Annotated in this window: 19 protein-coding genes; 5 read left to right on the forward strand and 14 right to left on the reverse strand. The window is 59.4% G+C overall.

The annotated features are described in order from the left end of the window. Nucleotides 1–3: 3 nt before the first annotated feature. The 7 genes from ACOYQJ_RS19165 to ccoN form a co-directional block, all read right to left on the reverse strand. Nucleotides 4–471, reverse strand: a complete 468-nt coding sequence (locus tag ACOYQJ_RS19165) for a FixH family protein (protein WP_422907612.1) — start codon at nt 469–471, stop codon at nt 4–6. After that, complete coding sequence (ccoG, locus tag ACOYQJ_RS19170) at nt 471–1904, reverse strand: cytochrome c oxidase accessory protein CcoG (RefSeq protein ID WP_422907613.1); 1434 nt, start codon at nt 1902–1904, stop codon at nt 471–473. Before ccoG ends, ACOYQJ_RS19165 begins: the two co-directional genes overlap by 1 nt. Before the next feature lie 139 nt (nt 1905–2043). Further along, the gene (locus tag ACOYQJ_RS19175) at nt 2044–2916 is read right to left on the reverse strand and encodes a LysR family transcriptional regulator (RefSeq protein ID WP_422907614.1); all 873 of its coding nucleotides are present in this window, start codon (nt 2914–2916) and stop codon (nt 2044–2046) included. A gap of 752 nt (nt 2917–3668) precedes the next feature. After that, nucleotides 3669–4550, reverse strand: a complete 882-nt coding sequence (ccoP, locus tag ACOYQJ_RS19180; protein ID WP_422907615.1) for a cytochrome-c oxidase, cbb3-type subunit III — start codon at nt 4548–4550, stop codon at nt 3669–3671. A 12-nt stretch (nt 4551–4562) separates the two neighbouring features. Next, on the reverse strand, nt 4563–4757 hold the full coding sequence (locus ACOYQJ_RS19185; protein ID WP_422907616.1) for a cbb3-type cytochrome c oxidase subunit 3: 195 nt from the start codon (nt 4755–4757) through the stop codon (nt 4563–4565). Nucleotides 4758–4768: 11 nt separating this feature from the next. Next, the gene (ccoO, locus tag ACOYQJ_RS19190) at nt 4769–5497 is read right to left on the reverse strand and encodes a cytochrome-c oxidase, cbb3-type subunit II (protein ID WP_422907617.1); all 729 of its coding nucleotides are present in this window, start codon (nt 5495–5497) and stop codon (nt 4769–4771) included. 15 nt (nt 5498–5512) lie between these two features. Then, nucleotides 5513–7123 carry a cytochrome-c oxidase, cbb3-type subunit I gene (gene ccoN, locus ACOYQJ_RS19195; protein ID WP_422907618.1) on the reverse strand — a complete coding sequence of 537 codons (1611 nt, stop codon included), beginning with the start codon at nt 7121–7123 and terminating at the stop codon, nt 5513–5515. Between the two features lie 202 nt (nt 7124–7325). On the opposite strand from ccoN, the gene ACOYQJ_RS19200 reads away from it, so the two are divergent. Both ACOYQJ_RS19200 and ACOYQJ_RS19205 read left to right on the forward strand, forming a co-directional pair. Beyond that, entirely contained in the window at nt 7326–8165 is an 840-nt protein-coding gene (locus tag ACOYQJ_RS19200) for a universal stress protein (RefSeq protein WP_422907619.1), read from the forward strand. A gap of 149 nt (nt 8166–8314) precedes the next feature. Next, on the forward strand, nt 8315–8665 hold the full coding sequence (locus tag ACOYQJ_RS19205; RefSeq protein WP_422907620.1) for a DUF1428 domain-containing protein: 351 nt from the start codon (nt 8315–8317) through the stop codon (nt 8663–8665). Between the two features lie 42 nt (nt 8666–8707). Here ACOYQJ_RS19205 and fnrL read toward each other — a convergent pair whose 3' ends face one another. After that, nucleotides 8708–9454 (reverse strand): transcriptional regulator FnrL, encoded by a 747-nt coding sequence (gene fnrL / locus ACOYQJ_RS19210; RefSeq protein WP_422907685.1) that lies wholly within the window; start codon nt 9452–9454, stop codon nt 8708–8710. A gap of 62 nt (nt 9455–9516) precedes the next feature. Between fnrL and hemN the strand changes: the two genes are divergently transcribed. Further along, the gene (gene hemN / locus ACOYQJ_RS19215) at nt 9517–10872 is read left to right on the forward strand and encodes an oxygen-independent coproporphyrinogen III oxidase (RefSeq protein WP_422907621.1); all 1356 of its coding nucleotides are present in this window, start codon (nt 9517–9519) and stop codon (nt 10870–10872) included. 64 nt (nt 10873–10936) lie between these two features. Here hemN and ACOYQJ_RS19220 read toward each other — a convergent pair whose 3' ends face one another. From ACOYQJ_RS19220 to ACOYQJ_RS19240, 5 genes are all read right to left on the reverse strand, one after another. Then, complete coding sequence (locus tag ACOYQJ_RS19220; RefSeq protein WP_422907622.1) at nt 10937–12529, reverse strand: ABC transporter ATP-binding protein; 1593 nt, start codon at nt 12527–12529, stop codon at nt 10937–10939. Further along, a complete protein-coding gene (locus tag ACOYQJ_RS19225; RefSeq protein ID WP_422907623.1) occupies nt 12526–13632 on the reverse strand; it encodes an ABC transporter permease in 1107 nt (368 codons plus the stop codon). Before ACOYQJ_RS19225 ends, ACOYQJ_RS19220 begins: the two co-directional genes overlap by 4 nt. A 3-nt stretch (nt 13633–13635) precedes the next feature. Beyond that, entirely contained in the window at nt 13636–14709 is a 1074-nt protein-coding gene (locus ACOYQJ_RS19230) for a microcin C ABC transporter permease YejB (RefSeq protein WP_422907624.1), read from the reverse strand. A 6-nt stretch (nt 14710–14715) separates the two neighbouring features. After that, the gene (locus ACOYQJ_RS19235) at nt 14716–16611 is read right to left on the reverse strand and encodes an extracellular solute-binding protein (RefSeq protein WP_422907625.1); all 1896 of its coding nucleotides are present in this window, start codon (nt 16609–16611) and stop codon (nt 14716–14718) included. Between the two features lie 188 nt (nt 16612–16799). Beyond that, nucleotides 16800–17312, reverse strand: coding sequence for a c-type cytochrome (locus ACOYQJ_RS19240; protein WP_422907626.1), 513 nt, complete (start codon nt 17310–17312; stop codon nt 16800–16802). Nucleotides 17313–17435: 123 nt separating this feature from the next. Between ACOYQJ_RS19240 and ACOYQJ_RS19245 the strand changes: the two genes are divergently transcribed. After that, nucleotides 17436–18269, forward strand: a complete 834-nt coding sequence (locus ACOYQJ_RS19245; RefSeq protein WP_422907627.1) for a prephenate dehydratase — start codon at nt 17436–17438, stop codon at nt 18267–18269. A gap of 5 nt (nt 18270–18274) precedes the next feature. Here the strand turns inward: ACOYQJ_RS19245 and ACOYQJ_RS19250 are convergent, their stop codons facing one another. Further along, entirely contained in the window at nt 18275–18727 is a 453-nt protein-coding gene (locus tag ACOYQJ_RS19250) for a methylated-DNA--[protein]-cysteine S-methyltransferase (RefSeq protein WP_422907628.1), read from the reverse strand. Nucleotides 18728–18851: 124 nt separating this feature from the next. Here ACOYQJ_RS19250 and ACOYQJ_RS19255 point away from each other — a divergent pair, with 124 nt between their 5' ends. Then, the gene (locus tag ACOYQJ_RS19255; protein WP_422907629.1) at nt 18852–19334 is read left to right on the forward strand and encodes a hypothetical protein; all 483 of its coding nucleotides are present in this window, start codon (nt 18852–18854) and stop codon (nt 19332–19334) included. The last annotated feature ends 32 nt before the right edge of the window (nt 19335–19366 follow it).

Consider the following 19366-nt stretch of genomic DNA (forward strand, 5'->3'; position numbering starts at 1 on the left):
GTTTTAACCTCCGATGGTCATTTCCAGACGCTGTTCGAACTCGGTTCCGTCCAACGCGGTGGCCTTCAGCCAGACATCCCAATTTCCGGGGTTCAGATCAATCGGGGCAACGTAAGCTTGGCCGTTGAAGGTGAAGTCGGGAATGCGGTCATCGCTGACATTGGTGGGGCGGCCCACTGTTGCGCTGAGCTTGCCGGCCTGAACTGGGCGACCATTTTCGTCGGTAATGGACAGGATCAACCGATCGCCGTCAAGCAGCGCCTCGACATCCCAGCCCAGCGATTCCTGCGCGGCCTTGCGGGCATTGAAGGTCTGACTGGCGACATAGGAGTTTTTCACTTCCAGCCCCGGAAAAGTCTTCACCGCATTATAGGCCAAGGCGAGGTTGACCGCGATGATGACGCCAAAGGCGCCACCAAAAATCCCAAACACGTGCCAACCGGTGAGTTTGCGTTCGGTCTTGCCGCTCATCAGTTTTCTCTCCCGTTAAAGATCGTGTCGTCGTAGGCACGATCGCCGTTGGTCAGATCTTCGACCCAGAAGCGGAAGGGAACCCTTTCGCTCTCGGCGGCCTCCGAGCTTTTGGGCGCGGTGACATAGACCCTTTGCAGATAGGTCTGGTTGGCCGGAATGGTAACAGTTTCGTAAGGCGTGCCTTCCAACTGAATGCGCAGGAACTGGTTGCCGTTCAGCGTGATGCGGAAGGGCCGATCCTCGCCATGCTTGTTCAGCAGGCGCACGTCATAGGTGTTGCGGATCGACCCGTCCGACAGTGTCACAAAGGTCGGGTTGCGCACCGGGGCGACGGTCATCTCGATATCGGGGCGGATGAACAGGGCAAAGACCAGCCCGATCCCCACCAGTGACCAAAGCATGGTGTACAGGATCACGCGCGGGCGGAAGATGTGCTTCCAGATCGAGCGCGGCGGATTGCCCGCCCGTTCCAGCGTTTCGTCCGAGAGCGCGAGATAGTCGATCAAACCACGCGGCTTGCCGATCTTGGCCATCATGTCGTCACAAGCGTCAATGCACAGTGCGCAGGTGATGCAGGCCAGCTGTTGGCCGTCGCGGATGTCGATACCGACGGGGCAGACGTTCACGCAGGCCATGCAATCAATGCAATCGCCAAGGTTCTCGGCGCCTTCGGCCTTGCGGTGCTTGCCGCGCGGCTCACCGCGCCATTCGCGATACCCGACGGTCAGCGTGTCTTCGTCCATCATGGCGGCCTGAATGCGCGGCCACGGGCAGGCGTAGATACAAATCTGTTCGCGGGCAAAACCGCCAAAGAAGAAGGTGATCAAACCCATGACGATGATGGTAGTATAGGCGACGGGATGCGCCTGCCCGGTGAACAGATCAACCAGCAGGGTCGGCGCGTCGGTAAAGTAGAACACCCATGCACCGCCGGTGGCGATGCCGATCAGGAACCAGATCGTCCATTTTGTCAGGCGCAGCCGCAGTTTTCGAAAGTCCATCTTCTTCTGCCGGTGCAGTCGCAGACGCGCGTTGCGGTCGCCTTCGATCCAGCGCTCGACCAGAATGAACAGGTCGGTCCAGACAGTCTGGGGGCAGGCATAGCCGCACCAAACCCGGCCAAGCGCCGAAGTGAACAGGAACAGCCCAAGCCCGGCCATGACCAGAAGGCCCGCGACAAAATAGAATTCGTGCGGCCAAATCTCGATCCAGAAAAAGAAAAAGCGACGCCCGGCAAGGTCCAGCAGAACTGCCTGATCCGGAAGTTGCGGCCCGCGGTCCCAGCGAATCCAGGGCGTTATGTAGTAAACGCCCAACATGAGGGTCAGCAGGACCCACTTCAGATTCCGAAAATTCCCAGAAACGCGGCGCGGAAAGATCGGCTCGCGGGATTTATACAGACTGGGGGCGGGGGTGTTGCTATCGGACACGGGAGATTCGCTCCGTTGAAGGCTAAAGTTAGCGCCCTTGTCACAGCTTGGGGCTGCGGTCTCTTTGACCTGCATCAAATTCTATATCTTCGATCTAGGTTTTTGACTGTAGCCGCTTTCGGTGTCGGCTGCAGCCAGCTTATTCGCGGACTTCGCGCCGCAACCACTTGATGAAAGCGTGCAGCGGAGGGCGGCCAACGCCGGGGGCGGTGACGATGTGGTACCCGGCCTCGCTTTCGTCTTCGAACAGGGCAAGAAGGCGACCAGAAGCCAAGTCTTCGGCGACCGAGATCTTGGTTGTGACCGCCACGCCCTGAGCGTTGCGTGCCCCGTCGATCATCAGGTTGCCCGGCACATGCGTCAGGCTGCTCAGCCGGTGCCCGACAATGCCGCGCGTTTCCAGCCAGCGGCTGGCTTCGTTATGGCCAAGTTCCTGCAACCACGGTGTTTTCAAAAGATCTTGCGGGGTTTTTGGAAGCCCATTCTTGAACAGTTCGGGCGCGCCGACCACCACCAAGGGGGCACGCATCAACAGCTCGCTCTGTAACCCCTTCCATGTCCCCGTGCCGTACCGCAGGGCCAGATCAACGCCGCCGGGGCTGGGGTCGGTCAGGCCGGGGCTGGGGTTGATGATCAACTCGACCTCCGAGTGAATGGCGCGAAAGCGGGCAAGCCGGGGCATCAGCCAATTGGCTGCGAAACTTGGCGTGCAGGCAATATGCAGCGGGCGCCCGGCATCGGCGCCGGTGAGGGTCTCGACTGTCTGGATGATGTGACTGAAGTCAGCTTGCAGGGCGCGGGCAAGGGTTTCGCCCTCGGGTGTCAGGGACAGGCTTCGGCCCGAGCGTTTGAGGAGCGAAAACCCAAGATGCGTCTCCAGAGCGCGCAATTGCTGGCTGATCGCCGCGTGGGTGACGTTCAGCGCAGCCCCGGCCTGCTCAACCGAGCCAGACTCGGCATAAGCGGCAAAGGCGCGAAGGGCGCTCAGCGGGGGAAGGGCGGACCAGTTCATGTATTAGTAAAACTTACAGATTGGATTTATTCCTGAGTCGCCTGTTGCAGGGCTTTAGCGCAGATTTATTCGCATTACGTGCTGAACGAAAGGATACTCAGATGTTGGGCATACTTGCAAAATCTTTCATGACGGCAACTCGGTCGCAGCCCGAGCGCCGCCATCGCCGCGACCTGCCGAAACTGTCCTGGAGCCAGGAGGATTTGCCATTTCGCAACCATGCGGGCCGCCGGAGTGGGCGTGATGATTGATCCGATTGTCGCGTTCAGGCCGCCGTCCGTGCCGCGTTCCGGTGGGGGTTACGGCAGTGAACCCGCGATAATGCGTCTCGCAACGCATGCAAATGCGGTCCGCTGGGCTGGGTGGCTGATGGGGAGATAAAGTGACGCCGGTGCTTCAGGAAACGCGCGAACAGGACGAAGCACCGGCGTCATAACCCAGCCTTTCGGGAGGGTGTCTGTGAAGTCAGGAGGAGGAGCCTGACCTTTCCTTTACATTTTCCCAGATCGCGGGAAGCCCGGCATTGACCCATGTCAAACTCGATCGGGAACAAACGCGAATACTTGAATATTATTTTTGATGTATCTTTTTGCGGTGCTTGGGCGCAGAGCTCCGCTATGACATCGTCCGGAAAAAGATGATTGACGCCCAAGCAAATCGCTCTGTTGGCCGCTGTCCTCAGAAACGCATCGGGCAAAAGAAAACGGGCCGGGGAAGTCCCAGCCCGTTGCGCTATCGAAGGGACGATAGGTTTATTCGGAGGCTTCGCCGCCGCCCAATCCGTGGACATAGGTGGCCACGGCGCGGATCTCGGCCTCGGAAAGGCGTTCGTTCCAGTTGGGCATGACGCCGTATCGGGCGTTGGTCACCGTCTCCATGAGGGTGTTGTAGTCCCCGCCATAAAGCCAGATCGCGTCGGTCAGGTTCGGTGCGCCCTGAAAACGATCGCCTGTGCCGTCCTCTGCGTGGCAAGCGGCACAGTTGTCGGCAAAGACAACCGCACCAGCTTCGGCAGCGGCGGCATCCTGAGGCTCACCTCCTGACATTGTCATGACGTAGTTGACGACCTGCGAAATTTCTTCCTTGGTCAACAACTCGTCACGTCCAAAGGCCGGCATTTGCGAGAAGCGCGCGTCGGGATCCGTTTCATTGCGGATACCATGGGTGATCGTGGTGTGGATTTCCTCGATCGAACCGCCCCAAAGCCAGTCGTCATCCAGCAGGTTGGGATAGCCCTTGGCCCCTGCCGCGCCGGACCCGTGGCACTGTGCGCACCAAGTCTTGAACACGGCGGACCCGGCGTTTTGAGCATAGCCGTTCAGCTCGGGATCGCCAGCGATCTCAGTCAGTTCGACCGAAGCCAGTTTGGCGTTGATCGGGGCGTTCTTGGCTTCGGCCGCGGCGATTTCTTCTGCGACTTGCCCACGGGTTGAAAACCCGAGCAGACCAGGGGTGGCTGCCTTGATGCCCGGCCAAGCGGGGTAGGCAATGGAATAGCCGATCCCCCAGACGATGCAGGCATAGAAGGTATACAGCCACCATTTGGGAAGTGGTTTGTTGTATTCCTGAATACCGTCCCAGCTATGGCCGGTCGTCTCATAGTCGAGATCGTCGTTCTTTTTGTTGTCACTCATGTCCCGGCCTCCTTAGTTCGCGGCGGGTTTGTCGGTCTGCGTGGGGGCAGGTCGATCATCGTGGCGGAAGGGAATGTTGGCCGTATCCTGATAGGTCGTGGACGATCCGGGCCGGAAGGCCCAGAACACGATCCCGGCAAAAAAGGCGAACATTGCCAGCAGTGCCCAGCTGTCTGCCAGCTGCCGAAGGAAAGAATAATGTTCCATATCCATCCCTCTCAGCGGCTTGCGTCGGGCGTGAAGGTCGAGAAATCGACCAGCGTGCCCAGCATTTGCAGGTAGGCGATCAGGGCGTCCATCTCGGAGACACCCGGCTGACCGTCGAAGTTGCGCACATTGACGTTTTCGCCATAGCGCTCGAGCAGCCCGTCATAGTCACTGTCGGGGTCTGCCTGAGCGGCGAAATCGGATTGTCCGGCTTCGACCATCTCGTCCGAGTACGGCACACCGACGAAGGCGTTGGTCGCCATCAGATCGCCAATGTAGCGGCCATCGATCAGCTTGGCTTTGAGAAAGCCGTACTTGGGCATGACCGATTCAGGCACCACGGATTGCGGATCTGTCAGGTGGTCCACATGCCATTCGTCCGAGTAGCGATTGCCCACGCGGGCAAGGTCAGGCCCGGTCCGCTTGGAGCCCCACTGGAACGGGTGGTCGTACTGGCTTTCAGCAGCAAGGCTGTAGTGGCCATAGCGTTCGACTTCGTCCCGCATCGGGCGGATCATCTGGCTGTGACAGACGTAGCAGCCTTCGCGGATGTAGACATCGCGCCCCGCCAGTTCCAGCGGAGTGTAGGGGCGCATACCTTCAACGTCCTCGATGGTATTGTCGAGGTAGAAGAGCGGCACGATCTGCACCAGTCCCCCAACGGTCACGGCAAGAAAGGCGAAGATTGCCAAAAGCGTGACGTTCTTTTCGAGGACAGCGTGTTTTTCGAGAATTGCCATTGTGTCCGGTCCTCCTTATTCGGCCGGCGTGGCATGGGCCGAGGCGGCACTGGCTTCAACAGCCGGCGAGCGCTTAACGGTCATCCACAGATTGTAGCACATGATCACGGCTCCGCCGAGGAACAGGCCACCGCCCAAAGCGCGCACCACATACATCGGGAACTTGGCGTCAACGGTCTGCGCGAACGAATTCACGAGGAAGCCGTTGGCATCCACTTCACGCCACATCAGGCCTTCCATGATGCCGGTCACCCACATGGACGCCGCGTAGAGCACGATGCCGATCGTGGCGAGCCAGAAGTGCCAGGACACCATCGACAGCGAATACAGACGCTCGCGGTTCCACAGCTTGGGCACCAGATAGTACAGCGCGCCAAAGGTGATCATGCCATTCCAGCCAAGGGCGCCAGAGTGGACGTGACCGATGGTCCAGTCGGTGTAGTGCGACAGCGAGTTGACCGCACGGATCGACATCATCGGACCTTCGAAGGTCGACATGCCGTAAAAGCCGATCGAGATCACCATCATACGGATCACCGGATCGGTGCGCAGCTTGTCCCATGCGCCGGACAGCGTCATCAGGCCGTTGATCATGCCACCCCAGGACGGCATCCACAGTACGATCGAGAACACCATGCCAAGGGTCGACGCCCAGTCAGGCAGCGCGGTGTAGTGCAGGTGGTGCGGACCGGCCCAGATATAGATGAAGATCAGCGCCCAGAAGTGGATGATCGACAGCTTGTAGCTGAACACCGGACGTTCGGCCTGCTTCGGCACGAAGTAGTACATCATGCCAAGGAAGCCCGCGGTCAGGAAGAAGCCCACGGCGTTGTGGCCATACCACCACTGCGTCATGGCATCTTGCACACCCGAGAAGACCTGAACCGATTTGGAACCCCAGATCGACACCGGGATCGACAGGTTGTTGAAGACATGCAGCATTGCGACGGTCAGGATGAACGACAGGTAGAACCAGTTTGCCACGTAGATGTGCGGCTCTTTGCGCTTGACGATGGTGCCGACGAAAACCGCCAGATAGCAAAGCCAGACGATGGTCAGCCAGATGTCAACGTGCCACTCGGGCTCGGCGTATTCCTTGGACTGGGTCGAGCCCAGAAGATAACCGGTTGCGGCCAGCACAATGAACAGCTGGTAGCCCCAGAATACGAACCAAGCCAGATTGCCGCCCCAGAGGCGCGCGGCGCTGGTGCGCTGCACCACGTAGAACGAGGTTGCGATCAGAGCGTTGCCGCCAAAGGCGAAGATCACCGCTGAGGTATGCAACGGGCGCAGGCGCCCAAAGTTGGCAAATCCTTGAGCCCATTCGAAGTTGAGCCCCGGGAACGCCAGCTGCGTTGCGATGAAGGTGCCGGCCAGAAAGCCGACAACGCCCCAGAAGGCGGTTGCAATCACGCCGGCGCGTATAACGCCGTCCATGTATTCGTTTTGAGGTGCGGCCACGACCGGTTCATCGGTACGGCGTAGGGTCCACAGGAAAAGCCCTGCTGAAACCAGCAGAATGATAATCGCATGGACCTGATAAGCAAGATCGCGCGCGTAGCTGGCCGCGACCATCGCAAAGATCGCAACCAAACCCAGCACGATGAGCTTGATATAGTTCAACATTGTTCGTCCCTTCGTCTTCCCTGCACGATTCGGATACTTGGCAGGCTGTTTTAGACTGTGGGGGTTTTGAGGGGTTTAGGTAAAGGCGACCTTGATCTGCATCAATGGATGCCGCGATGCGGCTTGACGCGTGTCAAAGTGCGACGTTCTGTGCGCGGTTACTGTGCAATTAGTGAACCAGCTTTCTGACTGAGGAAACGCCATGAGCTATAAATCGATTCTGACCGTTGTAACCGATCCGGACCTGGCCGAGAGCACAGTCGCACATGCTGCGGCCGTGGCCATCGGCGCGGATGCCCATCTTGATGTCATGTGCTTTGGCGTCGATCGCACGCAGACGGGGTATTATTATGCAGGGGCCAATGCGATGGTCCTGCAGGAAACTCTGACCCGCGCCTCTGCCGAAGCCGAGGCGCTGGCCGAGCAGGTCCGCCATATCCTTGGCCGCTTTGAGGTACGTTGGGGAGTCGAGCATGGCGTGGCCCAACTGGCCGACATTGGCCGGCATGTTGCCTCGCGCGCACGGTTTTCGGACTTGGTGGTCTTGCCGAAACCCTATGGCAAGGATCACGGGGTCGAGCTTGAGCCGGTGATCGAGGGGTCGATGTTCGAAGGCCAGGTGCCCGTTGTTGTGGTGCCCGACGATGTGGAGCCGCCGACCCAGCCCAAGCGCGTTGTGATCGGCTGGAATGAAAGCGCCGAGGCGCTGCGCGCCGTTCGGGCGGCAATGCCGGTGCTCAAGGGGGCGGACGCAGTGCATGTCGTGGTCATCGACCCGCCGCAGCATGGGCCGAACCGCTCGGATCCGGGCGGGATGTTGTCGCAGTACCTGGCCCGCCATGGCGTGAAGGCCGAGATCGACGTGCTGTCCAAAACGATGCCACGGGTGTCGGACGTGTTGATGCGCCATGTCAGCGATATCAACGCCGATCTGGTGGTGATGGGGGCTTATGGACATTCGCGGTTCCGTGAAGCGATCCTTGGCGGAGCAACCCGGAACATGCTGGAGCAGGCGGCAGTGACGGTCTTTATGGCACACTGATCCCGGGACGGGGCGGCGCTCGCTCTTTCAGAGCCTCGCCCCACCCACCGTCCCGCAGCAGCCCACTCGTTGTGGGGGCGCCCGGGATGGATTTTCTTGTAGCAATTCGGCGATCTGGTAGCCTGTTGCCACGCTACAGGAGAATTCGCATGACCTATGTTTCTGGTTTTCTTGCCCCGGTGCCCGAGGGCAAGAAAGACGTCTATATCGAAAAGGCGAAGGCTGGCTGGCCCTTGTTCAAGGAATACGGTGCCACCAGCATGGTTGAGACATGGGAGGAAGACGTGCCGGATGGCAAACTTACGTCCTTCCCCTTGGCCGTTAAAAGGGAGCCGGGGGAAAAGATCGTGTTTTCCTGGATCACCTGGCCGGACAAGGCCACCTGTGACGCTTGCTGGGCCTCAATGGAAACAGATCCGCGCTGGCAGGTTATGATGGACATGCCCTTCGACGGGAAACGCATGGTTTTCGGTGGGTTTGAGCAGATCGTAAGTCTTTGAAGCTGCGCGGGCGGGGTCTACAGCCCGCCTAGCTATCCAGCATCAGGCAAAGATGCCGCCGTCCGCATCATCACCTGCTTCGTCCAGAAGGCGGCCCATGTCCGGAATGGTGACATGTCGTTTACCTTCAAGGTGGATAACGCCGTCCTTTTTCAGGGCGGAAATCTGACGGCTGACGGTTTCCAAGGTCAGACCGAGGTAGTCGGCCATGGCTTCGCGCGTTAGCGGAAGGTCGAAGACCAGCGGCCCGTCCGAGCCTTTGAGCTTGAGCGTCGCATCGCGCCGCGCAATGATCGAGAGCAGCGACGCGATCTTTTCGCGGGCGGTTTTGCGGCCCAGCACCAGCATCCATTCGCGTGCGGCATCAAGTTCGTCCAGCGTCATTTCCAGCAGGCGCTGGGCGATGTGGGGCGTGCGGCCCATCATGTCTTCGAAGGGCGATTTGCGGAAGCAGCACATGACCAGATCGGTCGTCGCCACAACGTCATAGGCCGCAGTGTCGCGACCGGGGCGGCCGACGAAATCCGATGGCAGCAAAAGCCCGACCATCTGTGTACGGCCGTCCTCCATTGCCTGGGTCAGGGTCGCGATCCCGGAAACCACGGAGCCGACAAAATCCATGCGGTCACCAGACCAGATCACCGTCTGACCTGCTTCGAACTTGCGATAATACTTGATCTCTTCAAGCCGCTCGAGTTCATCGCTTTCACAGCGTGCGCAGACGGCCCGATGGCGGATCGGGCAGCTTTCGCATTGCTGCGAGATGGCAAGACTACGTTCATTCAGCATCGGTCTACTCTTGTTGATCTGAGTCAAGGTCGTGCTCCCCCGATGTAAATAACCCTACGCGGATGGACACGCGAACACAACTCGCCCGGCTGGGCCTTTTCGACGCAAAAGTACCACGGTACACCTCTTATCCCACCGCGCCTCATTTTGCCGGGGACGTCGGGCCTGCCCGATTCGCCCAGTGGATTGAAGCACTTCCTGAAGATGGGGATATATCTTTATATTTGCATGTACCTTTTTGCCGCAGGCTGTGCTGGTTCTGTGCCTGCCGCACGCAAGGGACCTCCACACTGAGTCCGGTCGAGGCTTATGTCGAGACTTTGAAGGCAGAACTGGCCTTGTTGCGTCGCCATTTGCCCAAGGGTGTCAAACTGTCGCGGCTGCATTGGGGCGGGGGGACGCCAACGCTTTTGACGCCCGACATGATGAAGGGCCTGATCGCCGAGATTCGCGCCACGGCAGATTTTGCCGAGAACGCTGAATTCTCGGTCGAGATCGACCCGAACGAGGTGGACGGCGCGCGTCTGGATGTCTTGGCCGCAGGCGGAATGAACCGAGCTTCTATCGGGGTGCAGGATTTCGATCCCGAAATTCAAGAAACCATCGGACGACCCCAAGGGTATGAGATCACGCGCAAGGCTGTGGACCTGATCCGCGAGCGCGGCGTGGCAAGCCTGAACGCCGATATCCTGTTTGGACTGCCGCATCAGTCGCAGGCGCGGATCACGGAAACGGTGCAAAAACTGCTGAGCTTCAGTCCGGACCGTGTGGCGCTTTATGGCTATGCGCATGTGCCATGGATGGCAAAGCGGCAGCAGATGATCCCCTCGGACGCCTTGCCGACGCCAACAGAACGGTTGGACCTGTTCGAGACAGCTCAGCGGCTGTTTCTTTGGGATGGCTATGAAGAGATCGGCATCGACCATTTTGCGCAGCCTTCGGACGGGTTGGCGATTGCCAGGAAAACGGGGCGGCTGCGACGCAATTTCCAAGGCTATACCGACGACAGGGCCACGGCGCTGATCGGTATCGGCGCTTCGTCGATTTCGCGTTTTCCGCAAGGCTTCGCGCAGAACGCCTCGGGGACTTCGGCGCATACCTCTGCGATCCGCGACGGGCAGTTTTCGACGGCCCGGGGGCATGTGTTCAAAGGCGAGGACCTGTTGCGCAGCCGTTTGATCGAAATGGTCATGTGCGATTTTCGGATCAACGCGGATGAGATCCTGCGGGATTTCGACATTTCGCGCGAGGCATTGTTCGCATTGCTCAAGGCTGCCAACGCGAGGTTTGATCACTTGCTGGAGATCACCGACGAGGGGCTGTTCATCCCGCACAAGGTGCGCCCGCTGACACGTATCGTGGCGCGGTCCTTTGACGCTTATGATCTGAGCAAGGCGGGCCACAGTTCGGCCATCTGACGGGACGGAATGCGGCGCTCGCTCTTTCAGAGCGTCGCCCCGCCCACCGTCCCGCAGCGATTGACTAAACGGCGATCTCGAAAGCGGCCGAAAGCAGGGTCTTGGTGTAGTCCGTCTGCGGCGCGTCAAAGATATCCTGCGCGTTGCCGTATTCGATCACATCGCCTTGTTTCATCACGATGACCTTGTGGCTCATGGCGCGGACGACTTTCAGATCGTGGCTGATGAAGAGATAGGCGAGGTTGTACTTGCGCTGCAGTGCACGCAGCAGATCGACGATCTGCACCTGAACGGTCATGTCCAAGGCGCTGGTGGGTTCGTCCAGAACCACGAGGCGTGGGCGCAAGACCATGGCGCGGGCGATGGCGATGCGTTGCCGCTGTCCGCCGGAAAATTCATGTGGATAGCGGTGCATGGTACCCGGGTCGAGGCCGACTTCCTGCATGACTTCGGTCACCGCTTCTCGATGTGGGCGCCCGTCGGGCGATCCGTGAACGCCCAGCCCCTCGGCGATGATCTGTTCGCAGGTCATGCGAGGAGAGAGGCTGCCGAAAGGGTCCTGAAACACGATCTGCATTTCCGAACGCAAACGGCGCAGGTCCTTGGTGGACCAGCTGCGTACATCCTGCCCGCGATAGGTAATCCCGCCCTCGGACTGGATCAGGCGCATGATGGCCAGCGCCAGTGTCGTCTTGCCCGAGCCGCTTTCGCCCACGATGCCTATGGTTTCCCCAGCGCGAACCGCAATCGACGCATCGTTGACGGCCTTCACATATCCGACGGTTTTCTTCAGGAGGCCTTGGTGGATCGGAAACCAGATCTTCAAATGCTCCGTGCTGGCAATTTCTTCGGCATCATCTTCGACGGGATCCGGCAGCCCGGTGCTTTCGGCGGACAGCAGCATCTGGGTGTACGGGTGCCGGGGGTTGTCAAAAATTTCGGCCGTTGCCCCTTGTTCAACGATTTCGCCGTTTTTCATCACACAGACCCGGTCGGCAAATTTCCGCACGATGGTCAGATCGTGGGTGATGAACAACATGCTCATGTCTTCGGCCTGCTTCAAATCCGCCAAAAGCTGAAGGATCTGCGCCTGAATGGTCACGTCCAACGCGGTTGTTGGTTCATCAGCGATCAGCAGGTCAGGTCCGTTTGCCAAGGCCATGGCGATCATGACGCGCTGGCGCTGGCCACCCGAAAGCTGGTGCGGATAGGATGTAAGGCGCGTTTCCGGGTCGCGAATGCCGACCCTGTTGAGCAGGTCGAGAATGCGAGCGCGCGCTGCGTCGCCGACCAGCCCCTGATGCAGGGCAAGGCTTTCGCCCAGTTGTTTTTCCAAGGTGTGCAGAGGGTTGAGTGATGTCATCGGCTCTTGGAAGATAAAGCTGATGTCGTTCCCGCGCACCTTGCGCAGCAGTTTTTCCTGAGCGCCGATCATCTGCTGGCCCTCGTAGAGGACAGAGCCCTGAACCTCGGCGGAATCGCCCAAAAGCGAGACGGTTGACAGTGCGGTCACGGATTTCCCTGACCCGCTTTCCCCCACCAGAGCCACGGTTTCACCGCGCCCAACGGTGAACGACACGCCTTTGACCGCCATATTGCTTTGGCCGTCCTGACGGAACGACACCTTCAGGTCCTTCACTTCGAGGATATTGCTCATGAGAAGGTTTTCCTTGGGTCGAAAGCATCGCGCACGCCTTCGAAGATGAAGACCAGCAAGGACAGCATCAGGGCAAAGACGGTGAAGGCGGTGAAGGCCAGCCAGGGCGCTTGCAGGTTCTGTTTGGCTTGCAGCGTCAGCTCGCCCAGCGAGGGTGCCGAAGAGGGCAGGCCGAAGCCGAGAAAATCAAGCCCGGCCAATGTGCTGATCGTTCCGGTAACGATAAAGGGGGCCATGGTCAGCGTTGCGACCATGGCGTTGGGCAGCATGTGGCGGAACATGATTTTCCAGTTGGAGACACCCAGCGCCTTGGCGGCGCGCACGTATTCAAGGTTGCGCGCGCGCAGGAATTCGGCCCGCACCACGCCGACAAGCGAGGTCCAGCCAAAGAGAATCATAAGAACCACCAGCAGCCAGAAACTTCGCCCGAGGATCGCGAACAGGATGATGATCACGTAGATTGACGGCGTCGCACCCCAAATCTCGATTAGGCGTTGAAAGATCAGATCAAGCCAACCGCCGAAATAGCCTTGAAGGGCGCCGGCGATGATACCGACAAGACTGGCGCAGAGGGTGACGATCAAGGTAAATAGGATCGACAGGCGGAAGCCATAGATCACCCGGGCCAGCACATCGCGCTTTGTATCGTCGGTGCCCAGCCAGTTCTGGCTGTTCGGGGGCAGGGGGGCGGCGCCGGGACGATCCACTGGGGTGTTGAAACTGTAGGGGATCACCGGCCACAGCATCCAGCCCTTCTGGAAATCGCCCTCAAGGGTATCGCCGTTGTCCACCGCCTCCATCAGGCCTTCGGGATCGTCAAAGCAGTCTTCGATCCCGCCGGTGCGGATCAGGCATTTCACCTCGGGGTCGCGATAGGCGGCCTCGGTCTTGAAGTCGCCGCCAAACTCGGTCTCGGGGTAGAAGTTGTAGATCGGGGTGTAATAGTCGCCGCGGTAGTTCACGAGGATGGGTTTGTCGTTCGCCAGAAACTCGGCAAAAAGCGAGAGGACAAAGAAGACAAGGAAGATCCAGAGCGACCAGAAGGCGCGGCGATTGCGTTTGAAGTTGCGCCAACGGCGTTGGTTCAGCGGGGACAGGGCCATGGCTTAACCCTCGCGTTTTTCAAAGTCGATGCGCGGATCGACCAGCACATACATCAGGTCGGACAGGATGTTCACCACAAGGCCGATCATGCCAAAAATGAACAAAGTGCCGAAGATCACCGGGTAATCGCGTGCCACGGCTGCCTCGAACCCCAAGCGGCCCAAGCCATCCAGCGAAAAGATCGTCTCAATGATCAGGCTGCCGGAAAAGAAGACGCCGATGAAGACCGACGGAAAGCCAGCGATCACGATCAACATGGCGTTGCGGAAAACGTGGCCGTAAAGAACTTTGCTTTCGGCAAGGCCCTTGGCGCGGGCGGTCATGACGTAGTGCTTCTTGATCTCGTCCAGAAAGCTGTTCTTGGTCAGCAGGGTCAGCGTGGCAAAGGCCGCGATGGTCGAGGCGATGACCGGAAGGGCGATGTGCCAGAAGTAGTCGGCAACCTTGCCGAGCAGGCTCAGCTCATCGAAATTGTCTGATGTCAGGCCGCGCAAAGGGAAAATTTGCCAATAACTGCCGCCCGCAAACAGCACCAGCAGCAGGATGGCGAACAGGAACCCGGGGATGGCATAGGCGACGATGATCGCCCCCGAGGTCCAGGTGTCAAAGCTGGTGCCGTCATGCACGGCTTTGCGAATGCCCAAGGGGATCGAGACGATATATGCAATGAGCGTAGACCAAAGGCCAAGGCTGATCGAAACGGGCATCTTTTCGATCACGAGGTCAATCACGCTGATCGATCGAAAGTAGCTTTCGCCAAAATCGAAGCGCATGTAGTTCCACAGCATGTTCAAAAAGCGTTCCAGCGGCGGTTTGTCAAAGCCGAACTCTTTTTCCAGCTGGGCAATGAATTCAGGGGGCAAGCCGCGACGGCCGACGTTCTCGTCGCCGCCGCCGACCACTTCACCGCCGCCCCCGGCAATGCCTTGAAAGACATCGCCTTCGCCTTCGATCTGGGCAATGATCTGTTCGATCGGCCCGCCGGGGACAAATTGCACGAGGGCAAAGTTGATGATCATGATCCCTAGCAAGGTCGGGATGATCAGCAAAAGTCTTCTGAGGATATAGGCGCCCATTTCGGATTAAAGCGCCCCGGCGTCGCGCAGTTTCTGCGCCTTTTCCTCATCCCACCACCAGATCGAGGTTTCGCCCATCGCCAGCGGCGGCGGATTGTCGGTGTAGGGCCGGTCAAAGACATCGCGGTATGCGATGTTGTGCGTTCCCTTGTACCACTGCGGCACCCAGATGTGCATGGCGCGCAGCACGCGGTCCAATGCGCGCACGGCGATATCCAGTTCTTCGCGCGTCTTGGCATCGGCGATGATGCGGATCAGCTTGTCGACGCCTTCGTTTTGCAACCCGGCGATGTTGACGGAACCGGGCGTATTGGCCGAGGCCGATCCGAAGATCTGCTGCAACTCATCCCCGGGTGTCTGCGACATCGAGAACCGCTGGGTTACCATGTCGTAGTCGAAGTTCTTTTCGCGTTCCTGAGATTCGGCGGCGTCCACGCGGTTGTGCGTGGCGTCCACGCCAAGCCGTCTGAGGTTGTCGATAAAGGGGTTGATGATCCGGTCAAAGCCGGGGGCGTCGTTGAGGATTTCCAGCGTCAGCTTTTCGCCATCCCGGTACCGAAACCCGTCGTCACCAACGATCCAGCCCGCTTCTTCAAGAAGGGCACCGGCGCGGCGCAGCACGCGGCGGTCAGCAAGGTCATCGGCCTTGGAGACCGCGGGCACAAAAGCCTCTTGGGTAAAGACGGTTTCGGGGAAGTATTCGCGCAGCGGTTCCAGCAGCGCCAGCTCGGCCTCGGACGGCATACCCGAGGCTTGAAGCGTCGGAGAGTTTTCCCAGAAGCTGTCGGTTCGCTCGTAAAGTCCGTAGAACAGGCTTTCATTCGACCATTCAAAGTTGAAGGCCATGCCGATGGCTTGGCGTACCCGGGAATCCTGGAATTTGTCGCGGCGCAGGTTGAACCAGAAACCCTGTGTGCCTGCAGGGCGGCCATCGGGCAGGGTCTCACGCTTGACATAGCCTTGTTGGACGGCCGGGAAATCATACCCGGTGGCCCAATCCTTGGAGGTATATTCCTCGCGGAAGTAATAGGCGCCACCTTTGAAGGCCTCGAGAGCGGTGGTGTAGTCAGCGAAATACTCGAACTTGAGAATGTCGAAATTGTTGTGTCCGACGTTGACCGGCAGATCCTTGGCCCAATAATCATCGCGCAGTTTGTAGGACACTGACCGCCCCGCATCGATCGCGTTCAGCTTATAGGGGCCCGACCCAAGCGGCGGTACAAGGCTGCTTTCGGTGAAATCGACGGTCTCGTAATAGGCTTCGGACAGGATCGGGATCCCGCCGGCGGTCATCAGCAACTCGCGCAGCGGACCTTTGGGGTCAAAGGTGAATTTCACGGTGTGATCGTCCAGCGCCTCGGCCGATTGGAAGTATTGGAAAGTGGTTTTGAAGCTGGGGCGGCCCTTGTCCTTCAGGATGTTGAAGGAAAAGACCACGTCCTGTGCTGTGACCGGGGTGCCGTCGCTGAACATCGCCTCGGGGCGCATGTGAAAGATCACCCATTCGCGGTTTTCCGGATACTCGAGGCTTTTTGCGACAAGGCCGTACATGGCGTCCGGCTCTTCGAGGTTGCCGGTCATCAGCGTGTCGAAAAAGACCGAAGCCCCGATGGCCGCATTGCCCTTGAGAATATAGGGGGTCAGGCTGTCAAAGGTGCCAAAGGCCCAGGTCGAAAACTCGCCGCCCTTCGGCGCGTCGGGGTTCACATAGTCGAAATGCTCAAAACCCGCGCCATACTTCAAATCGCCAAAGGTCGAGACCCCGTGGGCCTTGATCACCTTGTCCTGAGCCATGGCGAATGTTGCGGCAAATGCCAAAACCAAAACGCTGAGCGCTGTGATGGCGAAGCCTCGGTTTTTCGGGGCCGGGATGCTTTGAGTGCGGGCGTGTGGTCGTGTCATGTGCTCTCCCCTGCGTCTTCAGCCATTCTTGGCCTGTTAACCAAGTTATTGGGGTTAGACTGTCATTGATCAAGTTGAGATTGCGTAAACGTGAGAGATGCGGCGCAACGCGTGTACGACAAGGCGCTTTGCACGAAAAAGGGCCACACCCGAAAGGTGCGGCCCTGTTTTTTAACATCCCGACGGGGTTAGCCGCCAAGAGTTTCGAGGTAAGCGATCAAGTTTGCGCGATCTTCTTCCTTGGGCAGGCCCTTGAAGCCCATCGTGGTGCCCGGAGCCGCTTCTTTCGGGTTGGTCAGGAAGGTGCTGAGATGCTCGGGTGTCCAGGCATCGCCAATCGCATTCAGCGAGCCAGAGTAGCCAAAGCCCGCGACGCTGCCGATGGCGCGACCGACGACACCATTCAGGTGCGGGCCGGTTGCGTCTGTGCCGTCGATCTTGTGGCAAGCCCGGCATTTGCCAAAGACCTTTTCGCCCTTGGCAGGATCGGCCGAGGCCAGAAGAGTGGCAAAATCGACAGTCTCTACGGGGCCGGTATCCTCACCGCCGCCAACTTCGATCACGTAAGCTGCCTGTTGTTCGCCGCCATGGCCCCCGCCGGTGTGGTACAGCACTTCCGCGCCCCACTTGCCCAGCAAAAAGACCAGAAATGCGCCGCAGACACCGCCCACGATTTTTGTAAGTGTCATCGTATCCAGCATGAGAAGCCCTGTTCGTCTGAAACTTGGTTCGGGCGGGTATCTACGGCTTCCATTCGCGCATGGCAAGGTATAGAAGCCGCGACCAATCGCCCGATCCCGATTTATACCCAAGGAAATCCAGCCATGAGCAAGCGTATCGCCTTCCAGGGAGAGCTTGGTGCCTATTCGCATCAGGCCTGCGCCGAGGCCCGCCCGGATATGGAGGCTCTGCCGTGCAAAACCTTTGAGGATGTGATCGAGGCCGTGCGCAGCGACAGGGCTGAACTGGCGATGCTGCCGGTGGAAAACACCACCTACGGGCGGGTTGCGGACATCCATCGCCTGCTGCCGGAAAGTGGGCTGCGGATCGTCGACGAAGCCTTTGTGCGCGTGCATATCAGCCTTATGGCCCTGCCCGGCGTGCAGATCGAAGAACTGGAAGTCGTGCGCGCCCATCTGGTGCTTCTGCCGCAAGCGCAGGACTTTTTGACGCGCTACGGCATTCGTGGTGAGGCCGCTGCCGACAGCGCCGGAGCCGCCGCCGAGATCGCGGCAACGAATGATCGGACAGCGGGCGCCCTGGCCTCGGATCTGGCGGCAGAAACGCACGGATTGCATATCCTTGCGCGCCACATCGAAGATCACGCCCACAACACCACGCGCTTTTTGATCATGGGCAAGACGCCTGATTTTTCGCGCCGCGGTCAACACGGAATGATGACAACTTTTGTCTTTCAGGTGCGCAACATTCCTGCCGCCCTTTACAAGGCCATGGGGGGATTCGCGACCAATGGCGTGAACATGACCAAGCTGGAAAGCTACATGGTCGGCGGCTCGTTCACCGCGACGCAGTTCTACGCGGATATCGAGGGCCACCCCGACGACGCCAACGTCAAGCGCGCGCTGGAAGAGCTGGAGTATTTTACCTCGGTGCTGGAAGTACTGGGCGTTTACCCGCGCGATCCGCGCCGCGACTGAAGCCGTCAGATCAACAAGGACGCCGCGCCTTCTAGCCGCAGAAGCTGAACTTTGGTTTCAATCCCCGTCCCGCCGGAAAAGCCGCCAAGACCATTGGCGCCAAGCACGCGGTGGCAGGGGATGAGGATGGGCAAGGGGTTGCCACCGCAGGCTTGACCGACGGCCTGGGCCGGAACCCCAAGGTCCTTGGCCAGATCGCCGTAACGCCTTGTCTCTCCAAAGGGAATCGCTTGCATTGCCGCGCAGACGCGTTTCTGAAACTCGCGGGCGTCGATCCGCAGGGGCAGATCAAAGCTGTGCCGATCGCCGGCGAAATACTCGGCCAGTTGACGCTGGACCCGGCGTAGCAAAGGGGTGTCGTCGGCGGCGTCACCGCCCCATGTCACGCGGGTCAGGGCACCTTGGTCCTCGGTCACGGTCAATTTGCCCACCGGCGTTTCAAAACTGCGTTCGGGCATCGGGGGTGTCCTTTGCGGCGCGATTGTGCGGCCAAGGGTACGGGCACGGCCGTATTTGCATCAAGGCATTTCATTTCCGCGCCGGAACAGGCTAAAGGCGGGGACAGGAAAACAGGGGGCTTTGATGGAGCACGAAGAACTGGCGCGCATTGGTGCCTCGGCGCCGCGGCGCATGATTGGTGTGGGCGCGCTTTTGGGGTTGGGCGGCTTGCTGCTGTACGTGGGGCTGGCCACACCGATGAACAGCGTGCTTTGGCAAGCGGTCTTGATCGTTTGCGGGCTGATTGCTCTTTGGGCCAGTCAGATGATGTGGCGGGCCACGGCGATTGAACTGATCCTGACCGAAGAGGGGCTGTTCGAGGACACCGGCGCGGTTCTGGCCCGGATGGATGAGATCGCAAAGGTGGACCGGTCCCCCTTTGCGCTGAAGCCTTCGAACGGGTTTCTGATCATCCTCAAAGAGGCCAGGCCCCGCGCGTGGCGGCCCGGACTTTGGTGGCGCACCGGGAAACGGGTCGCAGTGGGCGGTGTCACCTCGAGCGGGGTGACCAAGCCGGTGGCCGATATCATGATCCTGCGCATTGCGCAGCGTGACGGAACCATATGACCCCGACCGCCGCAGGGACGATCGGGGTGTTT

This window comes from Pacificoceanicola algae (assembly GCF_049341065.1).
Taxonomy (GTDB): domain Bacteria; phylum Pseudomonadota; class Alphaproteobacteria; order Rhodobacterales; family Rhodobacteraceae; genus Pacificoceanicola.

What these genes read in the sequence shown, in the direction of transcription:
- ACOYQJ_RS19165 (WP_422907612.1), bottom strand. Translation starts at nt 471, where the DNA reads ATGAGCGGCAAGACCGAACGCAAACTCACCGGTTGGCACGTGTTTGGG.
- ACOYQJ_RS19175 (WP_422907614.1), bottom strand. Translation starts at nt 2,916, where the DNA reads ATGAACTGGTCCGCCCTTCCCCCGCTGAGCGCCCTTCGCGCCTTTGCC.
- ccoP (WP_422907615.1), bottom strand. Translation starts at nt 4,550, where the DNA reads ATGAGTGACAACAAAAAGAACGACGATCTCGACTATGAGACGACCGGC.
- ACOYQJ_RS19185 (WP_422907616.1), bottom strand. Translation starts at nt 4,757, where the DNA reads ATGGAACATTATTCTTTCCTTCGGCAGCTGGCAGACAGCTGGGCACTG.
- ccoO (WP_422907617.1), bottom strand. Translation starts at nt 5,497, where the DNA reads ATGGCAATTCTCGAAAAACACGCTGTCCTCGAAAAGAACGTCACGCTT.
- ccoN (WP_422907618.1), bottom strand. Translation starts at nt 7,123, where the DNA reads ATGTTGAACTATATCAAGCTCATCGTGCTGGGTTTGGTTGCGATCTTT.
- ACOYQJ_RS19200 (WP_422907619.1), top strand. Translation starts at nt 7,326, where the DNA reads ATGAGCTATAAATCGATTCTGACCGTTGTAACCGATCCGGACCTGGCC.
- ACOYQJ_RS19205 (WP_422907620.1), top strand. Translation starts at nt 8,315, where the DNA reads ATGACCTATGTTTCTGGTTTTCTTGCCCCGGTGCCCGAGGGCAAGAAA.
- fnrL (WP_422907685.1), bottom strand. Translation starts at nt 9,454, where the DNA reads ATGCTGAATGAACGTAGTCTTGCCATCTCGCAGCAATGCGAAAGCTGC.
- hemN (WP_422907621.1), top strand. Translation starts at nt 9,517, where the DNA reads ATGGACACGCGAACACAACTCGCCCGGCTGGGCCTTTTCGACGCAAAA.
- ACOYQJ_RS19220 (WP_422907622.1), bottom strand. Translation starts at nt 12,529, where the DNA reads ATGAGCAATATCCTCGAAGTGAAGGACCTGAAGGTGTCGTTCCGTCAG.
- ACOYQJ_RS19225 (WP_422907623.1), bottom strand. Translation starts at nt 13,632, where the DNA reads ATGGCCCTGTCCCCGCTGAACCAACGCCGTTGGCGCAACTTCAAACGC.
- ACOYQJ_RS19230 (WP_422907624.1), bottom strand. Translation starts at nt 14,709, where the DNA reads ATGGGCGCCTATATCCTCAGAAGACTTTTGCTGATCATCCCGACCTTG.
- ACOYQJ_RS19235 (WP_422907625.1), bottom strand. Translation starts at nt 16,611, where the DNA reads ATGACACGACCACACGCCCGCACTCAAAGCATCCCGGCCCCGAAAAAC.
- ACOYQJ_RS19240 (WP_422907626.1), bottom strand. Translation starts at nt 17,312, where the DNA reads ATGCTGGATACGATGACACTTACAAAAATCGTGGGCGGTGTCTGCGGC.
- ACOYQJ_RS19245 (WP_422907627.1), top strand. Translation starts at nt 17,436, where the DNA reads ATGAGCAAGCGTATCGCCTTCCAGGGAGAGCTTGGTGCCTATTCGCAT.
- ACOYQJ_RS19250 (WP_422907628.1), bottom strand. Translation starts at nt 18,727, where the DNA reads ATGCCCGAACGCAGTTTTGAAACGCCGGTGGGCAAATTGACCGTGACC.
- ACOYQJ_RS19255 (WP_422907629.1), top strand. Translation starts at nt 18,852, where the DNA reads ATGGAGCACGAAGAACTGGCGCGCATTGGTGCCTCGGCGCCGCGGCGC.